Source organism: Arthrobacter sp. AL05 (assembly GCF_029960715.1).
GTDB lineage: Bacteria > Actinomycetota > Actinomycetes > Actinomycetales > Micrococcaceae > Arthrobacter.
In genome coordinates this window covers 165,849-190,046 of record NZ_JASBRC010000004.1, presented here as the reverse complement: position 1 = coordinate 190,046, position 24,198 = coordinate 165,849, and the positions used below count along the sequence as shown (strand labels likewise).

Genomic DNA, 24,198 nt, shown 5'->3' with positions numbered 1-24,198 from the left:
CGGCCGGAACCGGCAGGTCCAAAACGGCCGGAACCGGCAGGTCCAAAACGGCCGGAACCGGCAGGTCCAAAACGGCCGGGAACCGGGCGCCGCCCGGTAGCCTCAGGGCATGACAAGAATTTGTGTAGCCGGCGGAACCGGCCAGGTGGGCCGGGAAGTGGTGCACCAAGCTGTCGCCGGCGGACACGTGGTGACATTCCTCAGTCGGAACCCGCCTGAACCCGGCCCCAACGTCCGGACCAGCGGCGCGGAATACTTTCCGGCGGACGTCGCCACCGGGGCGGGACTGGCGGCAGCGCTGGCCGGCGCGGATGTTGTGATCGATTGTCTGGAGGGGCGGGCAGGCAATGCCCTGACGCATTTCGCCGACGGCGGCGCACGCCTGCTTGCGGCTGCCCAGGACGCCGGTGTGGCGAGGGCTGTGCTGCTCTCGATCGTCAATTGTGACCGCAGCGCCTTCGCGTACTACGCCTCGAAGGCAGCCAAAGAACAGGTCTACGCGCGGGCCGGGATCGATAGCGTCACGGTCCGGGTGACACAGTTCCATTCCTTCCTCGCGACGATCTTCGCGGCGGGCTCGAAGCTGCGCGTCATCCCGGTCGTCGACGGCGTTAGGTTCCAGCCCATTGCGCCAGCCGACGCCGCGGCTGCCCTGCTCGAGGCGGCGCTTGAACCTTCGGCAGGCAAGCGGCACAGTCTCAGGACAATTGGGGGCCCGGAAATCCAGGACATGCGGGACTTCGCCCGGCAATGGAAGTCTGCGACGGGGTCGCGTGGACTTTTGATCCGTCTCCCGTTGCCTGGGGCACTGGGCGAATACCTGCGCGCAGGCCTGAATGTGGTGCCGGAACAGCGCCGCGCCGGTGAAACTTTTAGTGGCTGGTTGGCAAAGAAGCCAGATAGTTTGTAGCCTAGGGACACCGGCAACGCCGTTCCATCTGGACCGGCGTTGCTTCGGGGCTATAGCTCAGTTGGTAGAGCGCTTCGTTCGCATCGAAGAGGTCAGGAGTTCGAATCTCCTTAGCTCCACAACAAAAGCCCTCCAAGCTGCGGAAACGTTCGGTTGGAGGGCTTTTTCCTTGCCCCGGCTATTGGGCGGCACCGGCTCCGCCAGCCGCACAAGCCCTTGGTTCCGACGGTCACCGAGATGTATCGTTGACTATCGTTGTATATCGTTCGCGATTGACTCAAGGAGAGCATAATGCGCAATTCATACCCGGCAGGCGGATTTCGCGGCAACAACATTGACGGCATGTGGGAGGCCGTTGAGGAGTTGCGTTCACGGTTTGAGAAACGCTCCGGCACCCGCGCGGGCCGTGGCGAAGTGCGCTCAGCGGTGCTGTCGCTGCTCGCTGAACGGCCCATGCACGGCTACCAGATCATCCGTGAAATCGAGGAGCGCAGCGGCGGTAGCTGGAAGCCAAGCGCCGGCTCGGTTTACCCGACGCTGCAGCTGCTGGCCGACGAGGGGTTCATTAAGGCCGAGGAATCCAACGGACGCAAGATCTACTCGCTGACCGAAGCAGGCCGGGAGGATGTGGCCGGTGCCGGCGCGTCAACGCCCTGGGAGTCAACAGCTCCGGCGTCGGGCCCGGCATCAGGCCCCGGTTTCGGAGCGCTGCCCAAGGCCGGCATCGAGCTAGCGCAGGCTGCGACCCAGGTGGGGCGCACCGGCTCGCCGGCGCAGGTGCAGGAGGCCGTGCGGGTGCTCGACGAGGCACGTCGCCGGCTCTACTCGATCCTCGCCCAGGACTGAGGGGAGTGGCGTCGGTTCGCCGAACCCGGGCCGATGCGGGACCAGGCGCCGGGGACATCCGGGCCCGCTACCGTCGCATCCTGCGCTTTGCCGCGTGGCATCTTACGGTGACCTGGTGGTTCGAGCTGTTCCTGCCGCGCCTCGGGCTGGCCAGGATTGCCGAGCGGACCAGAACAAAGAGGATGCGGCGCTTCGCGCAGCGTTTCCACGTGCTCGCGGTGGACCTTGGCGGCCTGATGATCAAGGTTGGTCAGTTCCTGTCCTCCAGGCTGGATGTCCTCCCGCCGGAGATCACCAAGGAGCTGGAGGGACTGCAGGACGAGGTGCCTCCGGTTTCGTTCGCCGCGATCCGAACCCTTGCAGAGGAGGAGTTCGGCGCACCGCTGGAGCTGGTGTTCGCCTCGATCGAGGAGACGCCGATCGCCGCGGCGTCCCTCGGCCAGGCGCACCGGGCGAGGCTTCTTCCGGGCGATGCCGCCGACACCGGGTTGGACAGCGTGGTGCTTAAAGTGCAGCGTCCCGGCATCGACGCGATTGTCGACGTCGATCTGGCGGCATTGCGAAAAGTAGGCGGCTGGCTCAGTCACGTGCGCCTGGTCTCCGATCGTGCCGACATGCCGGCCCTGGTCGAGGAGTTCGCGCAGACCAGCCTGGAAGAAATCGACTACCTGCACGAGGCCGCGAACTCAGCGCGCTTCGCTGCTGACTTCGCCGACGATCCCCGGGTGAGTGTGCCGGAGGTCGTCTGGGAGCGCAGCACCCGACGGGCGCTGACCCTGGAAGATGTCACGGCGATCAAGATCACCGACTCCGAAGCGCTCGTTGCGGCGGGCATCGACCCGGCACAGGTTGCCCCGGTGTTCGCGTCGGTGATGTTTGACCAGATGTTCACGAACGGCTTTTTTCACGCCGACCCGCATCCGGGCAACATTTTTGTTACTCCGGCTACGGACCCCGCAGCAGAGCGCCCGTGGACGTTGACTTTCATTGACTTCGGGATGATGGGTGAGGTGACGGCGAGTACCCGCGGTGGCCTGCGGAAGCTGCTCATCGCGGCCGCTTCACGTGACGGCCAGGGGTTGGTGACTGCAATCCGCGACGTGGGTGTGCTGGTACCCAGCGCCGATACGGTCGAACTTGAGCGGGCGATGATTCACCTCTTTGCCCGGTTCGGCGGGATGGGCTTCGCCGAACTCCGCGAGGTGGACCCGCGGGAGTTCCGTGATTTTGCGGTCGAGTTCGGCGACGTCGTCCGCTCCTTGCCGTTTCAGTTGCCGGAGAATTTCCTGCTAATCATCCGGGCGATGTCCCTGACGTCGGGGGTGTGCAGCACGCTGGACGCCCGCTTCAATTTGTGGGACACGGTGGAACCCTATGCGGGCCAGCTGTTGCGCGACGAGCGCGGCAACATTGTGCAGGATGTGGCCCAGCAGGCGTTCGACACCGCCGGGTTGGCCCTGCGCCTGCCGAAACGCCTGGACGGGCTCCTGACCCGGCTGGAAGACGGTTCACTGGCGGTTGCCAATCCGCGCCTGGAGCAACAGGTAAAACGGCTAAACCGCTCGGCGCAGCGGATCGCTTCGGTGTTGATATTCGGTGCCCTGCTCATGGCCGGTTCCGTGCTCCGCGCGGACGACACGGTGCTCGGCAATGTACTCCTGGCCGCTTCGGTGCTTCCGCTGCTGCACGGATTGTGGGCGGGGCGCAGCGGCCTCTGAGCTGACCGGCACCCGGCTATAGGCCGGGGGTGCGGATCAGCGCTGATTCCGGCGCTGCATAGGGGCTCCCAGCGCGCTGCGGGACGCAAATCGCTCCACGACGAGGGTTTCGAGTCACAATGCCATAACTCTGCTCTCGCCCCGCTGCGGCGGGGCCGAGGCCTGACGAAACCCTGCGCACGAGGCCCCCAAACCTCACCTTTACGCCCTTAGCGAACGCGCCGTTGTTAGTGTGAATGAGTCGAAACAGATGCGCAGGAGCCGGACGGGACGCCAGTCCGGCTGCAGCGAAGGCAACTCGCCAGTGAGCTGCCGGTCCCCGGGAGCACAACCCACGACCTGCCCAGCAGGAACAAGCCGCGAAACGCGGCACACGCCGTTGGTTTGCTTGCCGCATTCGACCAGACCCACCGTTAACGAAGCATTCACACACGACAGTGCCAGGCTAGGGCCGGGAGCTGTCGCGTAGACAGGCCAACAGTGAGCGAAAATATTGCAGTAAGCGTCAAGAACGTCTTTAAGGTTTTTGGCAAGAAGCCCCTCGAAGCCGTGCGGCGGCTGAAAGCCGGACAGACCCGCGACCAGGTGGCCTCCCTTGGAACCGCTGCTGTCGTGGACGCCTCTTTTGAGGTCAGGGCCGGTGAGATCTTTGTGGTGATGGGCCTTTCGGGCTCCGGCAAATCCACGCTGATCCGCATGCTGAACGGGCTGTTGCCCGCCTCCGCTGGCTCCGTTGTTGTCGACGGCACGGACATATCCCAGCTCGCCGGCGCGGCCCTTCGCCAGGTACGGCAACGGAAAATCTCCATGGTTTTCCAGCATTTCGCCCTGATGCCGCACCGCACCATCATCGAGAACGCGGCCTACGGCCTGGAAGTACAGGGCGTTGCCAAGGATGCCCGCCTGGCCAAGGCAAAAAAGATCCTGGCACTGGTCGGCCTCGCCGGCTGGGAGGACAAGTATCCGTCCCAACTCTCCGGCGGCATGCAGCAGCGCGTGGGACTCGCTCGGGCCTTGTGTGCAGAAACCGAGATCTTGCTGATGGACGAAGCTTTCTCCGCGCTTGATCCGCTGATCCGCAGGGAAATGCAAGAGCAGCTCCTGACCCTCCAGGCCGATCTGGGTAAGACCATTGTCTTCATCACCCACGACCTCAACGAGGCTATGTTCCTCGGCGACCGGATCGCCGTTATGCGCGACGGGGAAATCGTTCAGATCGGGACCCCCGACGATATCCTGACCCAACCTGCCAACGACTACGTGGCCCACTTCGTCAAAGATGTCGACCGCACCCGTGTGCTGACTGCAGGCTCGGTGATGGAACCCGCCCGGGCAGTCGTAAATCTCACCGGCGGACCCCGCAATGCCTTGCGCGCCATGCGGGATCTGCAGACCTCCGCCGCGTTCGTCGTCGATAAGAGGCGCAATTTTCACGGCATCGTGCGGGACCGCGATGTAATGCAGCTCGTTGAAGCCCGCAGCCCGGAACTGTCAACGGTGATTCGAAACGCCGCCGACTTCGTTTCTCCGGACACTGCCCTCGCGGACTTGTTCGGCCTGGCCGTGGAGAGCCCGATTCCGCTCGCCGTGGTCGACGACGCCGGTCGGCTGGTCGGGGCGATCCCGCGGGTGACGCTGCTGGCCGCCTTGGGCAACGTGCCGTCCACCACGACGGGCATCCCGGTGGTGGAGAGCACCCCCGCACCGATTCCCGAGCAAATCATTACAGCCGCGCTCCAATCGACCTCGGCCGAAACCGCAGCAACCTTCGGAGGCGAAAAGTAGCCATGGACTCCATCCTTTTCAGAATTCCCCTAGGCGCCTGGGTGGACAGCGCCCTCGAATGGATCATCGCAACTTTCGGCGGATTCTTTACCGTGCTCCGATCAATCTTTCTGGCACTCTTTGACGGTGTCAGCTGGCTGCTGAGCACCCCGCCGTTCTGGACCGTCATCGTTGTCCTGTGCGCGCTGGCATTTTTCGCGCGGGGCTTCAAACTCGCACTGGGGTCCCTGCTCGGATTCCTCCTCATCTACGGGGTAGGGCAATGGGAAAACGCGATGGACTCGCTGGCGCTTGTGCTGGTGGCCAGCGCCTTGGCAATCGTGATCAGCGTGCCGCTGGGCATCCTGACCGCAAGGTCCTCGGGCGCCTCATCAGTGGTGAAGCCGGTCCTGGACTTTATGCAGACGATGCCGGCCTTCGTCTACCTGATCCCGGCGCTGCTGCTGTTCCGGGTCGGCGTCGTGCCCGGCATCGTGGCCACCATCATCTTCGCGATGGCACCAGGCGTACGGTTCACCGAGCTCGGCATCCGCGGAGTTGACCGCGAAGTTGTGGAAGCGGGACACGCCTTTGGCGCCAGCCCCCGGCGGATCCTTACCCAGATCCAGCTTCCGCTGGCGACACCGACGATTATGGCCGGCATCAATCAGGTCATCATGCTCTCCCTGTCGATGGTGGTCATCGCCGGGATGGTCGGCGCAGGCGGACTGGGCGGCGATGTGGTCAAAAGCCTCAGCCGGATTGACGCCGCGCTTGGCTTCGAAGCCGGGATCTCGGTGGTCATTCTGGCCATCTTCCTGGACCGGGTGACAGCCAGCCTGGGCCGCCGGGCCGAAGCCACCACCAACTGAATGCCGGGAGGCAGTTCAGCCCACCTACCGAAAGACTCCCGGAGGCATTCACTCGCACCCGGGACTGGGCCGCGCTTCGGCGCGGGATCGAAAGGAAACACATGAAATCTTCACCACTTATGCACCTGACAGCCTTTGGCGCTGCAGCACTGCTGACTCTCTCGGGCTGCGGCACCGGAGGCAGCGCAGACACCGCCAGCAGTGGTCCCGGCAACGGCGACAAAAAAGATGTCAAAATCGCTGTTTTCAACGGCTGGGATGAAGGCATTGCCGCCTCTGAACTCTGGAAAGCCGCGCTGGAGGAGAAGGGCTACAACGTGTCGCTCGAATATGCGGCGCCGGCACCGGTCTACTCAGGTTTGTCAACGGGCGACTACGACGTCACCCTGGACACTTGGCTGCCTGTTACGCACAAGAGCTATATCAAAAAATACGGCGCTGACATGGTTGACCTTGGCTCGTGGAATGACGAAGCAAAGCTGACCATTGCGGTGAACAAGGACGCCCCCGTGGATTCCCTGGATGAGCTTGCCGCCAACGCAGACAAGTTCGGTGGCCGGCTCGTCGGGATCGAACCGGGCGCCGGACTGACGGAAGCCACTACGGACAAGGTCATCCCGGAATACGGCCTGCAGGACATGGAGTACCTGACGTCCTCCACGCCGGCCATGCTGTCCGAACTCAAGACGGCCACCAGTAAGGGCGAAAACATCGCGGTCACACTGTGGCGCCCGCACTGGGCCTATGACGCCTTCCCGCTGAAGGATCTCGCCGATCCCAAGGGCGCCCTGGGCGCAGCTGAAGGCATTCACAGCTTCGCCAGTAAGTCCTTCGATAAGGATTTCCCGGCCCTGGCCGGATGGCTGAAGGGCTTCAAGATGGACTCGGAGAAGCTGTACTCCCTTGAGAACGCCATGTTCAATGGAGAAAAGACTGATGATTACGGTCCCGCCGTCAAAAAGTGGATGACCGAGAACAAAGACTATGTTGCTTCGCTGACCGATTAATTCCTCGGTAGGCGGGCACTGGCGGAGAGAACGGTGCCGGTCACGGCGCCGCACGGCGGTTTCCGGGCACGGTTGGCCCGGGAACCGCCTCCGTTAACCGGCTGCCCTGCTGGAAGGCTGCCGTGGATTGCCGCGAAAATGCGGTTTTTGCACCGAAATGTGCGGTGCCATTGCACCAGTCCTCCGGTTCTTGTGCCAAGGTAGGATTCGGCACCCGCCAGGGTATGTCCTGGAACGGGCCACAGGCCCCGGATACGGAGTAATTTTGACGAACAATCACCCCCTCGACGCGGGTTCTGCCCGTCCGCGCCGCGGCACGAAGCTTGTGGCTGCAGCGGCCGCGGCGCTGGCCGGGTTGCTCACGGTATCCGGCTGCGCCGGACCCGCGACGCTGGCCGCCGAACGCGTGGTGGATACGACGCCGGTCGCCACCGGTTGGTTGCACACCGCTGGGGGCACCATCCAAGACTCGAACAACTCGCCGTTCGTTATCAAAGCCACCTCCTGGTTCGGGCTGGAGACCCCCGACTGCGTCCCGCACGGACTGTGGGGGACGCTGACGATTGATGAGGCACTGGCCAACATCAAGTCCATGGGCTTCAACACCGTCCGGCTGCCGTTCTCGAACGAGTGCCTGGCTGCGACGGCGGTCAAAGGAAACGTGAACTACTGGGCGAACCGCGCCTACAACCTCGAAGGCAAACGGCCCCTGGACGTGATGGACACGGTCATCGCCCGAGCCAAGGCTAACGGGCTGCAGATCATCCTGGACCGGCATCGACCAAGCAGCGCCGACCAGTCACCCCTGTGGTACACGGCTGCCGTCCCGGAGACGAAGTGGATCTCCGACTGGAAGATGCTCGCCGACCGGTACAAAAACGATCCCACCGTAATCGGGGCCGACCTGCATAATGAGCCGTACGGTGCGGCCACCTGGGGCCGCGGTTCGGCCGCCACCGACTGGCAGGCGGCGGCCACCCGGGGCGGGAACGCCGTCCTGGCGTCAAACCCGAAGCTGCTGATCATCGTTGAAGGCATCGAAAACCAGGGCGACGGGTCAGCGACCTGGTGGGGCGGTGGACTTTCCGACGTCGGCGCCAAGCCGGTAGTCCTTAACACGCCCAACCGCGTGGTGTACTCCCCGCACGACTATCCGGCATCCCTCTACGCGCAGAAGTGGTTCAGCGACGCGAACTACCCGAACAACCTGCCGGCCGTCTGGGACAAGAACTGGGGCTACATCCAGAAACAGGGCATCGCCCCGATTTTGCTCGGTGAATTCGGCTCTGCCCTGGCAACAGAATCGGACAAACAGTGGATGAGCTCGATCGTCTCCTACCTGGCCGCCAACAAGATGAGCTACGCCTACTGGTCCTTCAACCCGAACTCCGGGATCACCGGCGGCCTCGTCAAAACGGACTGGCGCACCCCGGAGACCGCTAAGCTCGCTGCCCTCGCGCCGATTCTGACCGGAACGCCGGTTATTAACTTCCCGTCACCGTCCCCGTCCCCGTCAGCGACGCCGAAGCCGACCGCGACGCCGACTGTGGCGCCGACACCGTCCCCGTCGGCGACGCCGAAGCCGACCGCGACGCCGTCAGCGACGCCGACCCCGACAGCATCCCCGTCCGGTGCCCCTGCCATCACCGCAACATGGAAGGCCACCAGCTCATGGAACGGCGGGTACGTTGCCAGCCTGGAAGCCACAGGCCTCCGGATAGCGCCCAGCTGGTCGGTGTCCTGGAAAGACCCCAATGTCACCAAGGTGGTCAACTCATGGGGCGTAAAATGCACCATCGTCCCCAAGGCGTCGGTTAGCTGCACGGGATCCGATTGGGCCGCTTCCATTCTGCCCGGTCTGAAGCGCACTGCAGGGGTTCAGCTGGACTCCTTAAAAGCCCCGGTCAACCCGGTGCTTACGCTTAAATAGCTGCGAGCGGGAGCGTCGCGGCGCTGCCGGACCCTCCCGCTGCCCCTTGCGGACCCACCCTTGCGGCCCGGAACGGGTGCGGCGGCCGGCCCGGGTCACTGCCCTGGTCCGGTATGCCGATATCCTGTTCGATAAGACGAGGAGAACCATGACCACCCTGAAGGAACGCCTGCATGCCGACGTCGTCGGCCACATGAAGGACCGCAACAAGGTTGCACTCACCACGGTGCGCAACGTCCTGGGTGAAATCGAAACACGCGAAAAGTCCGGTAAGACCCCTATCGTGTTGGACGATGCCCAGGTGACATCCCTGCTGCAGAAGGAAGCCGCCAAACGCCGCGACACGGCCCGTATTTACATCGAAGCGGGGGAGTCGGAGCGGGCCGCCGCCGAAATCGCAGAAGCCGAAATCATCGAGGCATACCTGCCGCAAGCCCTGAGCAAGGCCGAAGTGGAAGCAATTGTCGATGAGGTCGTCGCTTCCCTCACGGCTGACGGCAGTGAACTGACCATCCGCCAGCTGGGTGCCGTGATGAAGCCAGTGACGGCGAAGGTCGCCGGACGTTTCGACGGCAGGGCCGTCAGCGAGATTGTGCGCAGCCGCATCACGCAGTGAATAACAAGCGGATGACCGGGCGTGCGGTGAGCTCGCCCGGAGTGAGCCCCCAGCGGCCCCCTGTATCCTGAGAGGTGCCCCGCATGGCGGTCCCGCGGGCTTCCGCCGCAAACGTCAGTCTCCGATCCGCCCCTCGGACTCTGGGATTGGAACTCTTATTACTACCGCCGTTCCTGGCCGCCCGCCGGCACCTCTAACGCTGGCCCGCAAGCCCCCTCGGGCACCGGCACCGGATGATCCCGCCGTCGTGACGTGGGCCGAGGCCGGCCAGGGCAAGACCGCCCGCTGGCGCTCAGCGAACGGCAGGCTGGCGCCGTCGCGTATCGAGGTGGTCACCGATTCCCTGACAGCCGATGACGCGAACCGGATGGCGTCCCAGGGCATCGCGATGCTCTGGCACGGTGACTTCCACAATGCGCGTCAAATCCTCAACGCCCTGGACCGGCGGCTCGGGGCCGGGAAAAAGAAGGCCGCTGCCGCACCTGCCGATGAGTTCTACCGCCACAGGCAGTCCCGGTCGCACCGCGCACGCGTTCTCGGCTTGTTGCTGATTCCGCTTGATCCGGGCCCGGTGGTGCCGCTACGGCGCGCCCCGGACATCCGCGCGGCCGCCGAGGCGGCATACGGGACCATCAGCGAACCGTCGGTGGTGTCGCTCCATGAGCTGGTCGGGGCTATCGGAGCGCACGAGTGGCGGCGGAAGGGTGTCCACGTGGACGCCCTGCAGGGCCGCATCCATCCGCACTACGGCACGTTTTTCCCGACCCGCAGTGAGTACGTGGACCTGGTGGCCGCGGCCGCGCTGCCATCGCACACGCTGGCGTTCGACGTCGGCACCGGCACCGGGGTACTGGCAGCCGTCCTCGCCCGGCGCGGCGTCCAGCGTGTGCTGGCAACAGACAATGAACACCGCGCGGTTGCGTGTGCCCGCGAAAACTTCCGGAGTCTGGGGGTCGAGGACCGTGCCGAGGCGGTCCTGACCGATATGTTCCCGCCCGGGCGCGCACCACTGATCGTGTGCAATCCGCCCTGGATTCCGGCGACGCCGCATTCGTCCCTCGACAACGCCGTCTACGACCCCGGCAGCCGGATGTTGTTCCGTTTCCTGAACGAACTTCCCGACCACCTGGAACCAGGCGGCGAAGGCTGGCTCGTCCTGTCGGACCTGGCGGAACACCTGGGGCTGCGGTCCCGTAAGGAACTGATTGACGCCATCGAGGCGGCCGGCCTGAAAGTACTGGAACGGCTCGACACCAGGCCAACCCACCCCAAGGCATCAGACCGCAACGATCCGCTGTTCGCCGCCCGCGCAGCCGAGGTCACCTCCCTGTGGCGGCTCGCAATCCGTTAGTGCTGCGCCGCGCCAGACGCACAATTGCTGTTCCGAACCCATCACCAAGAAAGAAAACAACCCATGAGCCTGATCCGGCTGCAAGATGTCAGTGTGCGCTTCGAGAACACCCAGATCTTTCGCGAGGTGTTCTTCCGCCTTGAAGCCGGGGACCGGGTGGGCCTGATCGGGAAAAACGGCTCCGGCAAGACCACCATCCTCAAGCTCATCCTCGACCAGGTCACACCTGACACGGGCACCGTCGCCCTGGAGCTGGATACCAAAGTGGGCTACTTCTCCCAGTTCTCGGAACTCAACGGTGAAGCGACCATCCTGGAAGTACTCGATGCGCTGTTTTCCGACATCAAGACGGTCGAGGCGGAACTGGCCGCCATCGATTCCGCCATCGCCGATGGTCCCGCCGAGAGCGAACTGGACCGGCTGATCAGCAGGCAGGCTGAGCTCTTCGAGGACATGGAACGGCTCAACGGCTGGGACTACCCGCGGCGCATCGATACCGTTCTGACCACCTTGGGCTTTGACGAGGCCCACCGCCGCTGCGCGATCGACGAACTCTCCGGAGGCTGGCGCAACCGTGCGGCGCTGGCCAAGATCCTGCTCGAAGGCCCCGACGTGCTCCTGCTCGATGAGCCCACCAACTTCCTGGACGTCGCCGGTGTCGAGTGGCTCGAAAGCTGGTTCCGGGACTTCAAGGGCGCCGCAATCATCGTCTCGCACGACCGGAAATTCCTGGACGCCGTGGTCACGCGGATCATCGAGGTTGAGAACTTCCACCTGCACGAATACCCGGGGAACTTCGGCGAATACGTGGTGCAAAAACAGTTCCGACTCAAAACCCTCGAGCAGCAGTTTGTGCACGAATCTGAACTGCTGGCCTTTGAAGCCGAGGGGATTGCCGACCGGCGTGAAGCCGCCAAAGCGGCCGGCCGCGGGCTGGGGAACCAGTTGGCCAAGATTAAGAAGTCCCGCACACCGCGTCCCGTCGACCAGATCGTCACGGAGATCTACGGCGGCCTGCACGTCAAGGACGTCCTCTGCCGGGTGGAGGGGCTGGGCAAGGCCTATGGGGACAAGCTGCTGTTCGAGAATTTGAGCTTCGAGATCCGGCGGGGGAACCGGATTGTGATCCTTGGCTCCAACGGCACTGGCAAGTCCACGCTGCTGAAGGTGCTGACCGGCGAAGAGCAAGCCGATTCCGGTGCGGTGGCCTGGGCCAAGGGGCCGGGTTTTGTCTCCTACAACCAGATGCTTGAGGACCTCGACGACGCCGATACGGTGTCGCACGCGGTCAATGCGCTGCCTGACAGCCTGGCCTTTAGCGCCACGAAGAAGTCCGTTAACCGGTTCCTGGCGATGTTCCAGTTCTCCGAGGCCGACCTCAAGCAGAAGATCGGGAACCTGTCCGGCGGGCAGAAGGCGCGCGTCGCCATGGCGCAGTGCCTCCTCTCCGGCGCCTCGGTCCTGCTGCTGGATGAGCCGACCAACCATCTGGACATGTCCAGCACCCAGGTCATGGAACGTGCGCTGATGCACTTTCCCGGTGCCGTGGTGGTGGTCAGCCACGACCGTTTCTTCAGCGAGAAAATCGCCAACCGCCACGTGGTGTTCGGCGCCGACGGCGCAGCCCCCGGTGAAATCGATGTCCGTGTCGCCTAGGTGTTCGTCCACCGGGGCATCCACCTTGCCGGCGGTTTAAACGCCCCGGGACTGCGCTGGTGGCCCTGAAGCGGGATAATCGAACCATGGCTACGCAAGATCCGGACCGGGACCCGTGGGATGAGTTCGACAAGCTCACTCCGGCGCAGCCCGACCGGGTGCGCGGCTACCCCGGCGGTGAACCCGTCGGGTTCGGTTTCCGCACGGGCGTGCGCAGTGCGAAAGTGGCCGTCGGCTTCGCCGTTTATGCCTTGACGCTCGGCACCATCCTGGTGGTGGTTGGCGCCGTCGCCTTCAGCAGCCAAGGCCAGTGGCTCCTGCTCGGGCTGATGGTGCTCATCGAGGCCGTGTTCATCCTGGCATTCAGCCGGCTGCTCGCACAGGCACGGCGACGCCGCTGACGGCGACTCCGGCGACGCCGCTGACGGCGACTCCGGAGGGGCCGCTATTTCCGGTGCCGGGCTGTTACGGCGAGGTAGGCGCCCAGCGCGCCGACGCCGCCGATACCGGCGGCGAAGAGTGTTTTCGGCCAGTTCCGCCAGCGGTCCGGCTGGACTGACACCAGCTCCCCGACGGCGTTGATCAGGGCTGCGGTGATAAGCCCGGCGACAATCCGGTTCCCGGTCTTCTCCGCCTTGTCCATGAGCCGGTCCAGTTCATCGGCGCGGAAATGAATGTCGATGCCACCGCGCTCGAGGACCTCGACCATTCGGCGCAGGATTTCCGGCGCATCTGCCCCGAAGCGCAGGGCCTCCCGGCCGAGCTTCGCCAGTCGCTCCGTGAGGGCTTCCGGTGACAGCGAGCCGAGGATAATCTTCTGCGTGTAAGGGCCCAGCTGGGTGGTCAGCTCGAATCGGGGGTCCAGCTGTTTGCCCAGCCCGTCCGCCATGACCAGCATCTTCAGCAGCAGGGCCATCTCCCGCGGCAACCGCAGCCGGTATTTGCGCAACAGGCCCGCCAGCTCCGAAAGGACTGCCACGATCGCAATCTCGGCCAGCGGCCGGCCGGCGTAACGGTCCACAAGCCGGCCCAGGTCCGCTTGCAGTTCGGCCAAGCCATCGTTTGCCTGAGCCGCACACAGGCGGACCAGGGCCGTGGTCAGCCGGGCGGCGTCCTGTTCCACGACGGCCAGGAGCATCCGGACCAGGTGTTCGCGGGTGCCGTCGCTGATTCGGCCTACCATGCCGAAGTCAATGATGCCCAGGCGCCCGTCCGGTTCCACAAAGAAGTTCCCGGGATGCGGGTCGGCGTGGAAGAAGCCGTCCTCGAAAACCATCTTCAGCAAGATGCTGCACGCCTCGTGGGCGAGCATGCCGGTGTTGATTCCCGCAGCCTGCAACGCGGCGGCGTCGTTGACTTTGATGCCGCGGATACGCTCCAGCGTGAGGATCCGGGATGTGGTCGTGTCCCAGAAGACCTTGGGAATATGGACCCGGTTGTCGGCGGCGAAATTTGCGGCGAAGTGCTCCGCGTTCCTGGCTTCCTGCAGGTAGTCCAGTTCTGCGCGCAGGGTCTGGGAGAACTCGTCGACGAGGGCAGCCAGATGGAGTCCGGCTGCCCTCGTGGACGCCCGCTCGGCCCGTTTGGCGAGCTCGGCCACGAGCTCCAGATCCTCATTGATCTGGTCCACAACGCCGGGCCGGCGGACCTTGACCACAACGTCGAGATTCCGGCCGCCACCGGCAGTGTCACCCGGGACAGTTTTCGCAAGGTCTGCCGGGTCCGGCGCGATCCGGGCGCAGTGGACCTGGCCGATGGAACCGGTGGCGAGCGGATTGTCCTCCAGCGATTCGAGCAGCCAGTCCGCCGCGCTGCCGAGTTCCTCGGCGATCACCGCACGGACCTGCCCAGCAGCAACGGGCGGGGATGCGTCCTGGAGTTTGGCCAGTTCGGTGGCGTACTCCGGAGGCAGTAGGTCCGTTCGCGTTGAGATGATCTGGCCGAACTTGATGTACACGGCCCCGAGGTCTTCCAAGGCGAGCCGGACGCGCACCGGCAGGCTCGCTTCCCGGGGTGGCCGATGGTGATCCTGTCCCGCGTTCCCGCCGGCGGGCCGGAACCTGTCCAGCCCGAAGTGTGCCAGCGCGAAGCCCAGCCCGTGCTTGGTCAGGATCTCCACGATGTCCCGGAACCGGTCCCGCCGCGCGCTCATGACGCCAGACTACACGCGGACCTGCCGGGCGGGGTCGGCTACAGCCAGTCCTTCCGTTTGAAGATCGTGTACATCAGCGCTGCGGTTCCGGCCATCAGCCCGATGGCCATTGGGTAGCCGTAGGCCCACTGCAGTTCGGGCATCCGGACGAAGTTCATCCCGTAGACGCCCGCGACAAATGACGGGGCGAAGAAAATTGCCGCCCACGACGAAATTTTCTTTACCTGCTCGTTCTGCTCGGCGCTGGCCTCGTTTTGCCGGTTGGCGGTCAGCGTGCCATCGAGGGTGAGTGCGTTCTGCAGCAGGTCGCGAAAGGAATCAGCGCGGGAAATCAGCCGCTCCACGTGGTCTTCGACGTCGCGGAGCTTGTGTTGGAGATCGATGTCCACGCCGTATTTTTCGAATCCCCGCCGCAGCAGCTGCATCATCGCCGGCAGCGGGTGGATGGCCCGCTGGAACTGGATGACTTCCCGGGCCAGTTCGTAGATCCGCCGTGAAACAGTGGAATCGCCGCTGAACAGCTGGTCTTCGATCTCGTCGATATCATTTTCCAGTCCCGCCACGACGGGAACGTAATCGTCCACTACCTGGTCCATCAGGGCGTAGAGGACAGCCTCCGGGCCGTGGCTGAGGAGCTCTGGACGCTGTTCCAACTGTCGCCGCACCTGCGCCACCCCGCCGCTCTCGGCGTGCCGGATGGTGACCACAAAGTTCCTGCCAGTGAATACGTGGAGTTCGCCGAACTCCACTGTTTCAGTCTCGTCCAGATACCGTGCGGGCCGCAGCACAGTGAAGAGGTTGTCATCGTAACGTTCCAGTTTGGGTCGCTGATGGGCGGAAATTGCATCCTCTACGGCGAGCGGATGCAGTCCAAACTCCGCGGCGACAGCGGCCATTTCGTCTTCGGTCGGCCGGTAGAGGCCAACCCACGCCATGCCGCCCTGCCGGTTCAGGATGTCAAAGGTCTGTTCGAGGCTCTGCGGCTCGACGCTGCGGACGCCGTCAACGTAGACGGCGTTATCGATGATAGTCACGGGACCATTATCCCGGCTTCTGCGCCCGCGGGGCTGCTGGAGCCGCCGCGCCGCCCAAGGCCAGCCGGCTAATCAGCGGCTCGGTCCGGTAGGGGATATGGGTATGCAGGGCCAGGACTGTCTCGGTCCGGATGACGCCTTTGACCCGAAGGATGGAGCGAAGGGCAACCTGGAGGTTGTGGGTGTCGGTGGCCACAACGCGGCACCAGACATCGCCGCGTCCGGAGATCTCGTGCACTTCCAGGACCTGTGCAATCAGGCGCAGTGCGCCCACCACACCGTCGAGTTCCCGGTGGTTCACCTCAATGGTGACGAATGCGACGACGTCGTAGCCCACCGCCTCCAGGTCGATTTCGCGGCCGCCGTCGTGCAGCAAACCGGAACGCTGCATGCGCCTTACCCGGGACTGGGCGGTGTTGCGCGCGATGCCCAACGTTTCACTGAGCTCGCCAATCTGTACCCGCGGATCCCGGATCAGCGCCAGCAGGATTTTCAGGTCGGTGGGGTCCAGGCTGTTCAAATCATCACTCCGGTTCATTTTGACGGTAGCAGCTTGACTGTTTTGATCAATTTTGGCATGAAAATAGGCTGACTCGATCAGCAATGCCCCATTCTTGATGTATCAAATCATCACGGGCTGGCCGTTCCCCCATCACAGGGAATACGCGGTCCGGTTTTACGCAAGGGCATGGATATGACGGTCTTCAGCGAGCTTCGCATGCGCCCCGCCACGGCAGAACGCTGGGGCTGGGACGCCTCCACTACGGCCCGGCTGGTGATGGCCGGCGCCGTGATCTTCACGCTGCTTGTCGGCGCGAATCTAGCGACCCCGATCTACCCGCTGCTGCAGGCCAAGCTTGGCATCACCGCCCTGGATATCACTGTGGCGTTTTCCGCCTATGTACTGGCGCTGGTGGCCACCCTGATCCTGGCAGGCCACTGGTCCGACCACATCGGCCGGCGGGCAGCGCTGATGCTTTCGGTGCTGGTGGGCCTTGCGGGAGGTTCGGTGTTTGCAACGGCGGACAGCATGTTCGCGCTGTGTGCCGGCCGGGCGCTGCAGGGCATTGCTGTGGCGCTCGCCACCGGCGCCAGTTCGGCGGCGCTGCGCGAGCTGCTGCCCAGCCGTCCCGAGTGGGCGTCGAGGTTCACCTTGCTGGCGTCGGCGGGCGGCGTGGCGGCCGGTCCCGCCATCGGGGGAGCGCTTTCGATGCTGCCGGGGCCCACCTCGACTCCGTACTACCTGCATTCGCTGCTACTTGCAGGGCTGCTGGTCCCGCTGTACCTGCTGAAGGCCCGTCCGGCCATCACCTCGATCGCGGGTCCGCAGCCGTTGCGGGTGCTGGCGCCGCGCCGGCCATCGGTCTCCAGCGAGGCGCGCGGGGCATTTTGGCTGGCGTCCTCGGTGGGCTTTCTCAGTTTCACCGTCTTCGGCTTCTGTCTCTCCTTGGCGCCTGGCTATTTCGCCCAGATTGTGCACGCCGATTCGCGGCCGCTGATCGGGCTGCTGGCGGGACTGACGCTCGGGTCCTCCGCGCTCAGCCAACTCCTCGCCGTCCGGGGCCGTTTTGTGGTGCCTGCCGGGCTGGGCGTGCTGGCCGTGTCGGTGCTGCTGATCGCCGCGGCTGCCGCGTGGAGCAGCCCGTGGCTGCTGATCACCGCAAGCGTGGCCGCCGGAATCGGACAGGGAGTCTCCTTCCGGACAGTATTCAATGATGTTGCCGGAAGGGTCGAGGCGTCCCGCCACGCACAGATCATCAGCACCGTCTACGTCATTACCTACCTGGGCAGCGCGTTTCCCGTCATCGGGCTTGGGCTGGCAGCCGGGGTCGTTGGCCTGCAGACTGCGGTCACGGGCTTCGTTGTGCTCTGCGCCATCGCAGCGGGTGTCCTTGCTCTGATCACGCTGCGCGGGGCGTTGCGCCGGGCCTGACGTGATCGCCGGGCCTGACCTGAGAGCCGCACCGGACGGCGGCGGACGGTAGTCCTAATCCGGCAGCGGGCCCAGGTTTCCCTGGATGTGGTCGAACACGAGGGTGGTTTCGGTGTGGCCCACGACCGGGTCGGTGGCCAGGTTGTCCAGCACCCAGTCCCGCAGATCTTCAGTGGTGGCGACTGCGATATGCAGCAGGTAATCGACCGAACCCGAGGTGTGGAACGTGGACAGGACTGCAGGGAGCTTCGGGACCCGGGCGGTAAAGCGGTCGATCTGCTCGCGGTCGTGGGCCCGGAGCCTGACGGCAATGAGGGCCTGCACGGAACGGCCGATCGCGGACAGGCTCAGCTTCGCCTCGAAGCCTTCGATGATGCCGCGTTCGGTTAGCGCCCTGGTGCGCATCAGGGCCGTGGACGGAGCGATGCCGACCAGTTCGGCGAGCTGCTTGTTGGAGATCCTGGCGTCGGCCACGAGGGCCGCGAGCAAGCGCTCGTCGATGGCGTCCAACGGCTCGCCGGAGCTGGCTCCGGGCCGAAGATTCTTCGCACTGCTGCCCACGGGTCCTCCTTGGTGTGTTGTCAGTTCATCATAAGCGGCTGATTCCGGCACTTCCATTCGTCGACCCTACAAAACTCCGAATTATTGCCGGATACTTCTGGTATTCAATGGTGAATATTCATAAGGAGCAACGGTGCTTTCTCAAGACTCGCTGGCAGTCCACGCCGGCCGGAACGGCCTCACGGAACTGGGCGTTCACGCTGTGCCGATCGATCTTTCCACCACCGCGCCGCTTCCGTCCGTGCACGACGGGGGCCTCGCCTATGAACACATGGCCACCGGCGGCGCTCATTTGGAAGGGCAGAGCACCGTCTACCAGCGGCTCTGGAATCCGACCGTTGCGCGGTTCGAAGAAGGCGTCGCCGTCCTCGAAAAGACACCGGAGGCGGTCGCATTTGCCACCGGTATGGCCGCGCTTAGTGCTGTATTGCTAGCGGTCGTCGCGACCGAAAAGAAGCATGTGGTCGCGGTGCGGCCGCTGTACGGCGGGAGCGACTATCTGCTGGCATCGGGGGTGCTTGGCAATGACGTTACATTCGCCACCCCGGACGGTGTGCACGCCGCGCTCCGGCCCGATACCGGACTGGTGATCCTTGAGACGCCGGCTAACCCGAGCCTGGAACTCGTCGATATTGCCCGGGTGGCCGCAGCGGCGGACGGCGTCCCGCTTCTGGTTGACAACACTTTCGCGAGCCCCATCCTTCAGCAGCCCTTCGACCTTGGTGCCGATATGGTCCTGCACAGCGCCACCAAGTTCCTCGGCGGACATGGCGATGCGATGGGCGGTGTGGTGGCTGCCGCTCCCGAATGGAGCACGCGGCTGCGCCAGATCCGGGCCGTCACCGGCGGCATTCTCACACCGTGGCCGGCCTACCTGCTCCACCGCGGCCTCGCCACGCTCCCGGTCCGGGTGCGCGCTCAGCAAGCCAGTGCGCAGAAGGTTGCGGTCGCCCTGGCCGGGCACGGGCTCGTTCGGCGTGTCTTCTACCCTGGGCTGCCCGAGTGCGATCCGCAGGGGCTGATCGGCAGCCAGATGGCGGGTCCGGGCTCGCTGATCGCGTTCGAGGTGGGCAGCGCTGAGCAGGCCGAACGGATTCCCGGTGCGGTCGGCATGATTACGCATGCGGTTTCGCTCGGCGGCATCGACACCCTGATCCAGCATCCGGCTGGGCTGACGCACCGGCCGGTTGCAGCCGAGGCTAAACCGAATGCCAGCCTGCTGCGGGTCTCGATTGGCCTGGAAGACCCGGCCGACGTTGTGGCTGACCTCGTGCAGGCCATCGAAGCTACCCGCTAGCCGGAGCCGGAGCAGCGGCCGGGGCCGCCTGCCGGGCGGGGTGCACGACGGCGGTGATCACAGCCGTCGTGCCGGCCAGCCCGATCACGGCCAGGGCCAGGGCCGCCCAGCCAAGTGACTGGAAGACCAGTCCGCCGGCCCAGCCGATGACGCTGGATCCGAGGTAGTAGGCGAGGTTGTAGAGCGAGGCTGCCTGGGCCCTGCCGGTCCTGGCAATTACCCCGGTCCAGCCAGCGCCGACGCTGTGCGCCGCGAAAAAGCCGGCTGTGAACAGCAGCAGGCCCACCAGGATGGGCGCCAGCAATTGAAGCAGTGTCAGGGCCAGGCCGGCCACCATCAGCATCGTTCCTGCGATCAGCACAGTGCGCCGCCCGAACCGCGCAGTGAGTCCGCCGGCCCAGCGGGAGGAGACAGTGCCGGCAAGGTAGGCCAGGAAGATCAGGCTGACAATAGTGGCCGGCAGGCCAAAGGGTTCCCCGGAAAGCCGGAAGCCAAGGTAGTTGTAGACGGCCACGAATCCGCCCATCAGCAGGAATGCCTGGATGTAGAGGGCCATCAGGCGCGGGTTCCGGGCGTGTCCGGCCAGAGTGCGGAGCGCGCCGCGAAAGCCGCCGGCCGTTGCCGCCGTGAAGCCCCTGGCCCGGGGCACCAGGAGCAGGAACATGGCGGCCGCCGCGGCCGCGAGGAGCGATACGGCCAGGGCAGCGGCCCGCCAACCCCAGAGTTCGCCGACAAAGCCGGCAACCAGCCGGCCGGCCAGCCCGCCCAGGGTGGTGCCGGCGACATATGTTCCGGCCGCCAGCGCCGCGTGGGCCTTGTTGACCTCCTCATGCAGGTATGCAATGGCGATGGCGGGGATGCCGCCCAGGGCCATTCCTTCGAGCATCCGCAGGCCCAGCAAGATCGGGAGGCTGGCGGCGAGCGGGACCATCAGGCCCAGGACCGTCGCCGCCGAGATGCCCCACATCATGGCACGGACGCGGCCGATGCGGTCGGCCAGGAACGACCAAGGAAGTACCGTCACGGCAAGCCCCGCAGTGGCTACGGAGATCGTCAGTGCCGCCTCGGCTGCCGTGACCTGCAACTCCGTTGCCATCATCGGCAGGACCGCCTGGGTGGAGTACAACTGCGCGAAGGTGGCGACGCCGGCAAAGGCCAGTCCGGCAAGAATCTTCGTGTAGGCCGCGGATCCCCTGGCGTGCCCTGGCCAGGCCGGCCCCGCCACGCCGATGACGCCCGGTGTTGCCGCGGAGCCTGCGGTGGGGAGTTGGCGGCGCAGGCGTCGGGGCATGATCTCAGGATAGGCTCCCCAAAGGCATGTCTCCAATGCATGTTTCCCATAGAATCAATAGCAAATATGGAACGATGGAAAGATTGGTCGACGGGCGTGGAGCACAAACAGATGGCCCAGCTGCTGCCGCTGCTTCCTTTGCTGGCCGAGCTCGGACGGACCCAGCACATTACTGCGACGGCAGAAGTGCTGGGACTGCCACAATCGACAGTCAGCCGGGGAATCGCGAGGGCCAGCAGCATCATCGGAACCGAACTGCTGATCCGTGACGGCCGCGGCGTGCGGCTGACCTCCGCGGCCAGGGCGCTCCTTCCGCATATCGAGGCTGCGCTGGGCGAGTTCCAGTCCGGCCTGGACCTGGTCCGGCATGAGTCGGAGGTGGCACGGGGCCGGATCGCGGTGTCCTTCCAGCACACCTTCGGGGAGGCAATGCTGCCGCTGTTGATCAGCGCCTTCCGCGTCCGGCATCCCCAGCCGGCCTTCGACCTCAGCCAGGGGGCACGGGCCGGTTGCCTGGCGGAGTTGGCTGCCGGTGCGGCAGACCTGGCGCTGACCGCCCCTGTCGCGGTTCCCGGCCGGCTGATCTCCTCCGCTGCCCTGTACCGGGAACCGTTGCGGCTCGTTGTGCACCACAGGCACCCGCTCGCGGGACGCCGTCGGGCCGCTCTGGCGGAGATCCGGGGCGAACCCTTCGTGGCGATGGGTCCCGGCTATGGCATGCGCTCGCTGACAGACGCGTTGTTCCGGGAAGCTGGTTTCCGGCCCCGCATCGCGTTCGAGAGCCAGGACACCCACACCGCCAGGGGACTCGTCTCGGCAGGGCTCGGCGTCAGCATCCTCCCGCCCGGCGGCCCTGCCCCTGCCCCCGGCGGCCCTGCCCCTGCCCCCGGCGGCCCTGCCCCTGCCCCCGAGGGCGCCGCGCAGCCCGGCGACCTTGGCTGGGTGGAGCTCGCACTGGATTCAGGCCTCGCCTTTCGGGAGATTGGCCTGGCCTGGCGGGAACGGCGCGGGGGAGCAGGCCCCGAGCCGTACCCGGTGCGCCTGTTCCGGGAGCTGGTGCTCAGTGAAGGCCCTGCACTCCTGGCAGGCTTCGTCCGCGAGCGCTCCGGCGCCTGAAACCGCCGTCATCCGCTAGCGGGTTCGATCCGGGCTCGCCGCATCGAAACCGCGAGTACGTCCGAAAGCCGCGAGCCGGCGGTATCCCTTCCGGCCGTCAGCCCAGCAGCTCCGCCACTACCTCCGCAACGGATCCGGCCCGGGCCCGTTGCCAGCCCGTCCCGGCCCAGAGGTTGACCCGCTCTCCGTCCCCTGCGGCGGCAGCAGCGGCGCGCAGCGGGGCGGTCAGGTGGTGCACAGCCGGGTAAGCGTCCGGGGCATCGGGATGGTCCCGGACAAAGTCGTTAACCAAGGCCCGGGCCGGCCGTCCGGTGAAGGCCCGGGTCAGCGCCGTCCGGGTGAAGTGCGGACTGGCGAGGGCATCCTTATGCAGCTGCCGGGCGCCGCTTTCGGCCGTGCGGAGGAACGCGGTGCCCAGCTGCGCCGCCTGGGCCCCCGCGGCCAGAACCTCCTCGACTCCCGCCCGGTCCATCACTCCGCCGGCAGCCACCAGCGGGATCCCGACGGCGGCCCGCACCGCTGTGACAAGTTCCGCCGTCGAGCCTGGCCCGCCGCCGCCGCCGCCGCGGTTGTGGCCGCGCCCCGTGGCGCCCGGCTGAAAGGCCGCACTGTGGCCGCCGGCGCTGCCGTGCTGCACCACCAGTGCGTCCACGCCCTGTCCTGCGGCCTCCAGCGCCTCGGAAACCGTCGTGACGGTCGCAAGCACAGCGGAGCCGGCCCGATGCAGCGCGCGCACCACGTCGGTGCCCGGCAGGCCGAACACAAAGCTGACCAGTTCCACCGGATCTGCCATCAATAACTCGACTTTGCCCGGCCACTGGTCGTTGTCATCAAGCCGCAGCGGCGGGATATCAATGCCGTACCGGAGGGCATCCGCGCGCAGGCTGCCGCGATAGTCCTCAAGCTGCGCGCGTAACGCTGCGGACGGTGGCAGCTGGGCGGGGTCCGGCACAAAGACATTGATCCCGAACCGGCCCCCGAGGGCGCGCGAGCTGCGGATCTCCGCCTGCATGGCCTCCACGGTTTTGTAGCCTGCGGCCAGGAAACCCAAGCCGCCGGCATCGTGCACCGCTTTCACAAAGTCCGGAGTTGATGCTCCGCCGGCCATCGGGGCGGCGATGATGCGCGAGTCGAAGATGTGGTGCGACATTGCTCACTCCTGTCGGTGATTCAGTAGTCTGGTCCGGTGACTCATTCTGACATCCCGCCGGCGGCGGACCCTGTTCTCCCGACCGCGCCCGCCACGGGTGCCGTGATCGGCCTTGATATCGGCGGGACCAAGACGCGCGGCGTGCGCTTTGAGGCCGGCAAGGCAGTGGCCGACGAATCCGTAGGCAGCTCCAACGTCCAAAATGTCAGCCGCGAAGAGGCTGCCCTGAACCTCGTGGAGCTCTTCGCCAGGATCGGCGGCGGCAAGGTTTCCCAGGTCTATGCGGGCGCCGGTGGCATCGATACCGATGACGACGCCGCGGCGCTCGCCGCCCTGATCGCCCCTAACGTGCCGGGTGCCCGCATCACAGTGGTCCACGATTCGCGGCTCCTGCTGGCGGCCGGCGGCGCCACCACCGGCGTCGCTGTTATTGGCGGAACGGGCTCGGCTGCTTGGGGCCGGAACAGTGGCGGCGAGGAAGCCCGGGCCGGCGGCTGGGGCTACCTGCTCGGAGACGAGGGCAGCGGCTACTGGCTGGGCCGTGAGGCGGTACGCCACAGCCTTCGCCGGATGAATCAGGGGCTGGAACCGGACCAGCTCACCACGGCGCTGCTGGCATCCTGCGGTGCGGATGAACCCAACAAACTGATCGCGCTGTTCCATTCTGCGGACACGGGGCGCCGGTATTGGGCCGAGCGGGCCCGGCTGGTGGTCGATGCCGCCCTCGCCGGCCACGCCGCCAGCCAGGAGCTGGTGGACCAGGCCGGACGGGATCTCGCTTCCCTCGCGGTGCAGACGGTCCGGCAGTTGGGCAGCCAGGGCCCGGTAATCCTGGGCGGCGGACTGGGTATGAACGTGCAGCTCCTGCAGGAATCCTTCCGGGCCGCGCTGGCCGATGCGGGCATCACCGACGTCCGCGTCCTGGCGCAGGACCCCGTCTTTGGAGTGCTGCGGCTGGTAGCCGAGCAGCGCCGAGGCTGATCCGGCCGGCTAC

The 24,198-nt window shown here is 65.6% G+C and carries 21 protein-coding genes and 1 tRNA gene; 16 read left to right on the top strand and 6 right to left on the bottom strand.

The genetic code is table 11. The features are described 5' to 3' along the window. The first annotated feature begins 109 nt into the window (after positions 1 to 109). From QK287_RS07220 to QK287_RS07165, 12 genes are all read left to right on the top strand, one after another. On the top strand, positions 110 to 910 hold the full coding sequence (locus tag QK287_RS07220; protein ID WP_282359693.1) for an NAD(P)H-binding protein: 801 nt from the start codon (positions 110 to 112) through the stop codon (positions 908 to 910). Positions 911 to 956: 46 nt separating this feature from the next. Beyond that, positions 957 to 1,029, top strand: a tRNA-Ala gene (locus tag QK287_RS07215). A gap of 172 nt (positions 1,030 to 1,201) precedes the next feature. After that, positions 1,202 to 1,756, top strand: coding sequence for a PadR family transcriptional regulator (locus QK287_RS07210; RefSeq protein WP_226773991.1), 555 nt, complete (start codon positions 1,202 to 1,204; stop codon positions 1,754 to 1,756). 5 nt (positions 1,757 to 1,761) lie between these two features. Next, on the top strand, positions 1,762 to 3,474 hold the full coding sequence (locus QK287_RS07205) for an AarF/UbiB family protein (protein ID WP_282359692.1): 1,713 nt from the start codon (positions 1,762 to 1,764) through the stop codon (positions 3,472 to 3,474). Between the two features lie 480 nt (positions 3,475 to 3,954). After that, positions 3,955 to 5,259, top strand: a complete 1,305-nt coding sequence (locus QK287_RS07200; protein WP_226773989.1) for a glycine betaine/L-proline ABC transporter ATP-binding protein — start codon at positions 3,955 to 3,957, stop codon at positions 5,257 to 5,259. Positions 5,260 to 5,261: 2 nt separating this feature from the next. Then, positions 5,262 to 6,110 carry an ABC transporter permease subunit gene (locus tag QK287_RS07195; protein WP_226773988.1) on the top strand — a complete coding sequence of 283 codons (849 nt, stop codon included), beginning with the start codon at positions 5,262 to 5,264 and terminating at the stop codon, positions 6,108 to 6,110. Positions 6,111 to 6,211: 101 nt separating this feature from the next. Continuing rightward, entirely contained in the window at positions 6,212 to 7,117 is a 906-nt protein-coding gene (locus QK287_RS07190; protein ID WP_282359691.1) for a glycine betaine ABC transporter substrate-binding protein, read from the top strand. Between the two features lie 265 nt (positions 7,118 to 7,382). Beyond that, positions 7,383 to 9,047, top strand: coding sequence for a cellulase family glycosylhydrolase (locus QK287_RS07185; RefSeq protein WP_282359690.1), 1,665 nt, complete (start codon positions 7,383 to 7,385; stop codon positions 9,045 to 9,047). Positions 9,048 to 9,195: 148 nt separating this feature from the next. Next, entirely contained in the window at positions 9,196 to 9,663 is a 468-nt protein-coding gene (locus tag QK287_RS07180) for a GatB/YqeY domain-containing protein (protein ID WP_226773985.1), read from the top strand. Between the two features lie 247 nt (positions 9,664 to 9,910). After that, positions 9,911 to 11,014, top strand: a complete 1,104-nt coding sequence (locus tag QK287_RS07175; protein WP_282359689.1) for a class I SAM-dependent methyltransferase — start codon at positions 9,911 to 9,913, stop codon at positions 11,012 to 11,014. 63 nt (positions 11,015 to 11,077) lie between these two features. Next, entirely contained in the window at positions 11,078 to 12,670 is a 1,593-nt protein-coding gene (locus QK287_RS07170) for an ABC-F family ATP-binding cassette domain-containing protein (RefSeq protein WP_282359688.1), read from the top strand. 86 nt (positions 12,671 to 12,756) lie between these two features. Continuing rightward, positions 12,757 to 13,071, top strand: coding sequence for a hypothetical protein (locus QK287_RS07165; RefSeq protein WP_226773982.1), 315 nt, complete (start codon positions 12,757 to 12,759; stop codon positions 13,069 to 13,071). 44 nt (positions 13,072 to 13,115) lie between these two features. On the opposite strand, the gene QK287_RS07160 is transcribed toward QK287_RS07165, so the two are convergent. Genes QK287_RS07160 through QK287_RS07150 form a run of 3 tightly spaced genes read right to left on the bottom strand, consistent with a single transcriptional unit; the run spans position 13,116 to position 16,394 of the window. Further along, complete coding sequence (locus tag QK287_RS07160) at positions 13,116 to 14,822, bottom strand: AarF/ABC1/UbiB kinase family protein (RefSeq protein ID WP_282359687.1); 1,707 nt, start codon at positions 14,820 to 14,822, stop codon at positions 13,116 to 13,118. 38 nt (positions 14,823 to 14,860) lie between these two features. Beyond that, a complete protein-coding gene (gene corA, locus QK287_RS07155) occupies positions 14,861 to 15,856 on the bottom strand; it encodes a magnesium/cobalt transporter CorA (RefSeq protein ID WP_226773980.1) in 996 nt (331 codons plus the stop codon). A 7-nt stretch (positions 15,857 to 15,863) separates the two neighbouring features. Then, positions 15,864 to 16,394, bottom strand: a complete 531-nt coding sequence (locus QK287_RS07150; RefSeq protein WP_226773979.1) for an Lrp/AsnC family transcriptional regulator — start codon at positions 16,392 to 16,394, stop codon at positions 15,864 to 15,866. 156 nt (positions 16,395 to 16,550) lie between these two features. Here QK287_RS07150 and QK287_RS07145 point away from each other — a divergent pair, with 156 nt between their 5' ends. After that, positions 16,551 to 17,789, top strand: a complete 1,239-nt coding sequence (locus QK287_RS07145) for an MFS transporter (protein ID WP_282359685.1) — start codon at positions 16,551 to 16,553, stop codon at positions 17,787 to 17,789. Between the two features lie 54 nt (positions 17,790 to 17,843). Here the strand turns inward: QK287_RS07145 and QK287_RS07140 are convergent, their stop codons facing one another. Further along, positions 17,844 to 18,350 carry an Lrp/AsnC family transcriptional regulator gene (locus QK287_RS07140; protein ID WP_226773977.1) on the bottom strand — a complete coding sequence of 169 codons (507 nt, stop codon included), beginning with the start codon at positions 18,348 to 18,350 and terminating at the stop codon, positions 17,844 to 17,846. Positions 18,351 to 18,483: 133 nt separating this feature from the next. On the opposite strand from QK287_RS07140, the gene QK287_RS07135 reads away from it, so the two are divergent. Then, positions 18,484 to 19,647: a PLP-dependent aspartate aminotransferase family protein gene (locus QK287_RS07135; RefSeq protein WP_282359684.1), complete on the top strand. Its 1,164-nt coding sequence runs from the start codon at positions 18,484 to 18,486 to the stop codon at positions 19,645 to 19,647. Here QK287_RS07135 and QK287_RS07130 read toward each other — a convergent pair. Next, the gene (locus QK287_RS07130) at positions 19,637 to 20,938 is read right to left on the bottom strand and encodes an MFS transporter (RefSeq protein ID WP_282359682.1); all 1,302 of its coding nucleotides are present in this window, start codon (positions 20,936 to 20,938) and stop codon (positions 19,637 to 19,639) included. The two genes, QK287_RS07135 and QK287_RS07130, sit on opposite strands and share 11 nt — an antisense overlap. 66 nt (positions 20,939 to 21,004) lie before the next feature. Between QK287_RS07130 and QK287_RS07125 the strand changes: the two genes are divergently transcribed. Further along, the gene (locus tag QK287_RS07125) at positions 21,005 to 22,054 is read left to right on the top strand and encodes a LysR family transcriptional regulator (protein ID WP_282359681.1); all 1,050 of its coding nucleotides are present in this window, start codon (positions 21,005 to 21,007) and stop codon (positions 22,052 to 22,054) included. A 97-nt stretch (positions 22,055 to 22,151) separates the two neighbouring features. Here the strand turns inward: QK287_RS07125 and QK287_RS07120 are convergent, their stop codons facing one another. Next, entirely contained in the window at positions 22,152 to 23,204 is a 1,053-nt protein-coding gene (locus QK287_RS07120; RefSeq protein WP_282359680.1) for a nitronate monooxygenase, read from the bottom strand. Between the two features lie 51 nt (positions 23,205 to 23,255). Here QK287_RS07120 and QK287_RS07115 point away from each other — a divergent pair, with 51 nt between their 5' ends. Continuing rightward, entirely contained in the window at positions 23,256 to 24,185 is a 930-nt protein-coding gene (locus QK287_RS07115) for a BadF/BadG/BcrA/BcrD ATPase family protein (RefSeq protein WP_282359794.1), read from the top strand. Positions 24,186 to 24,198 lie beyond the last annotated feature (13 nt).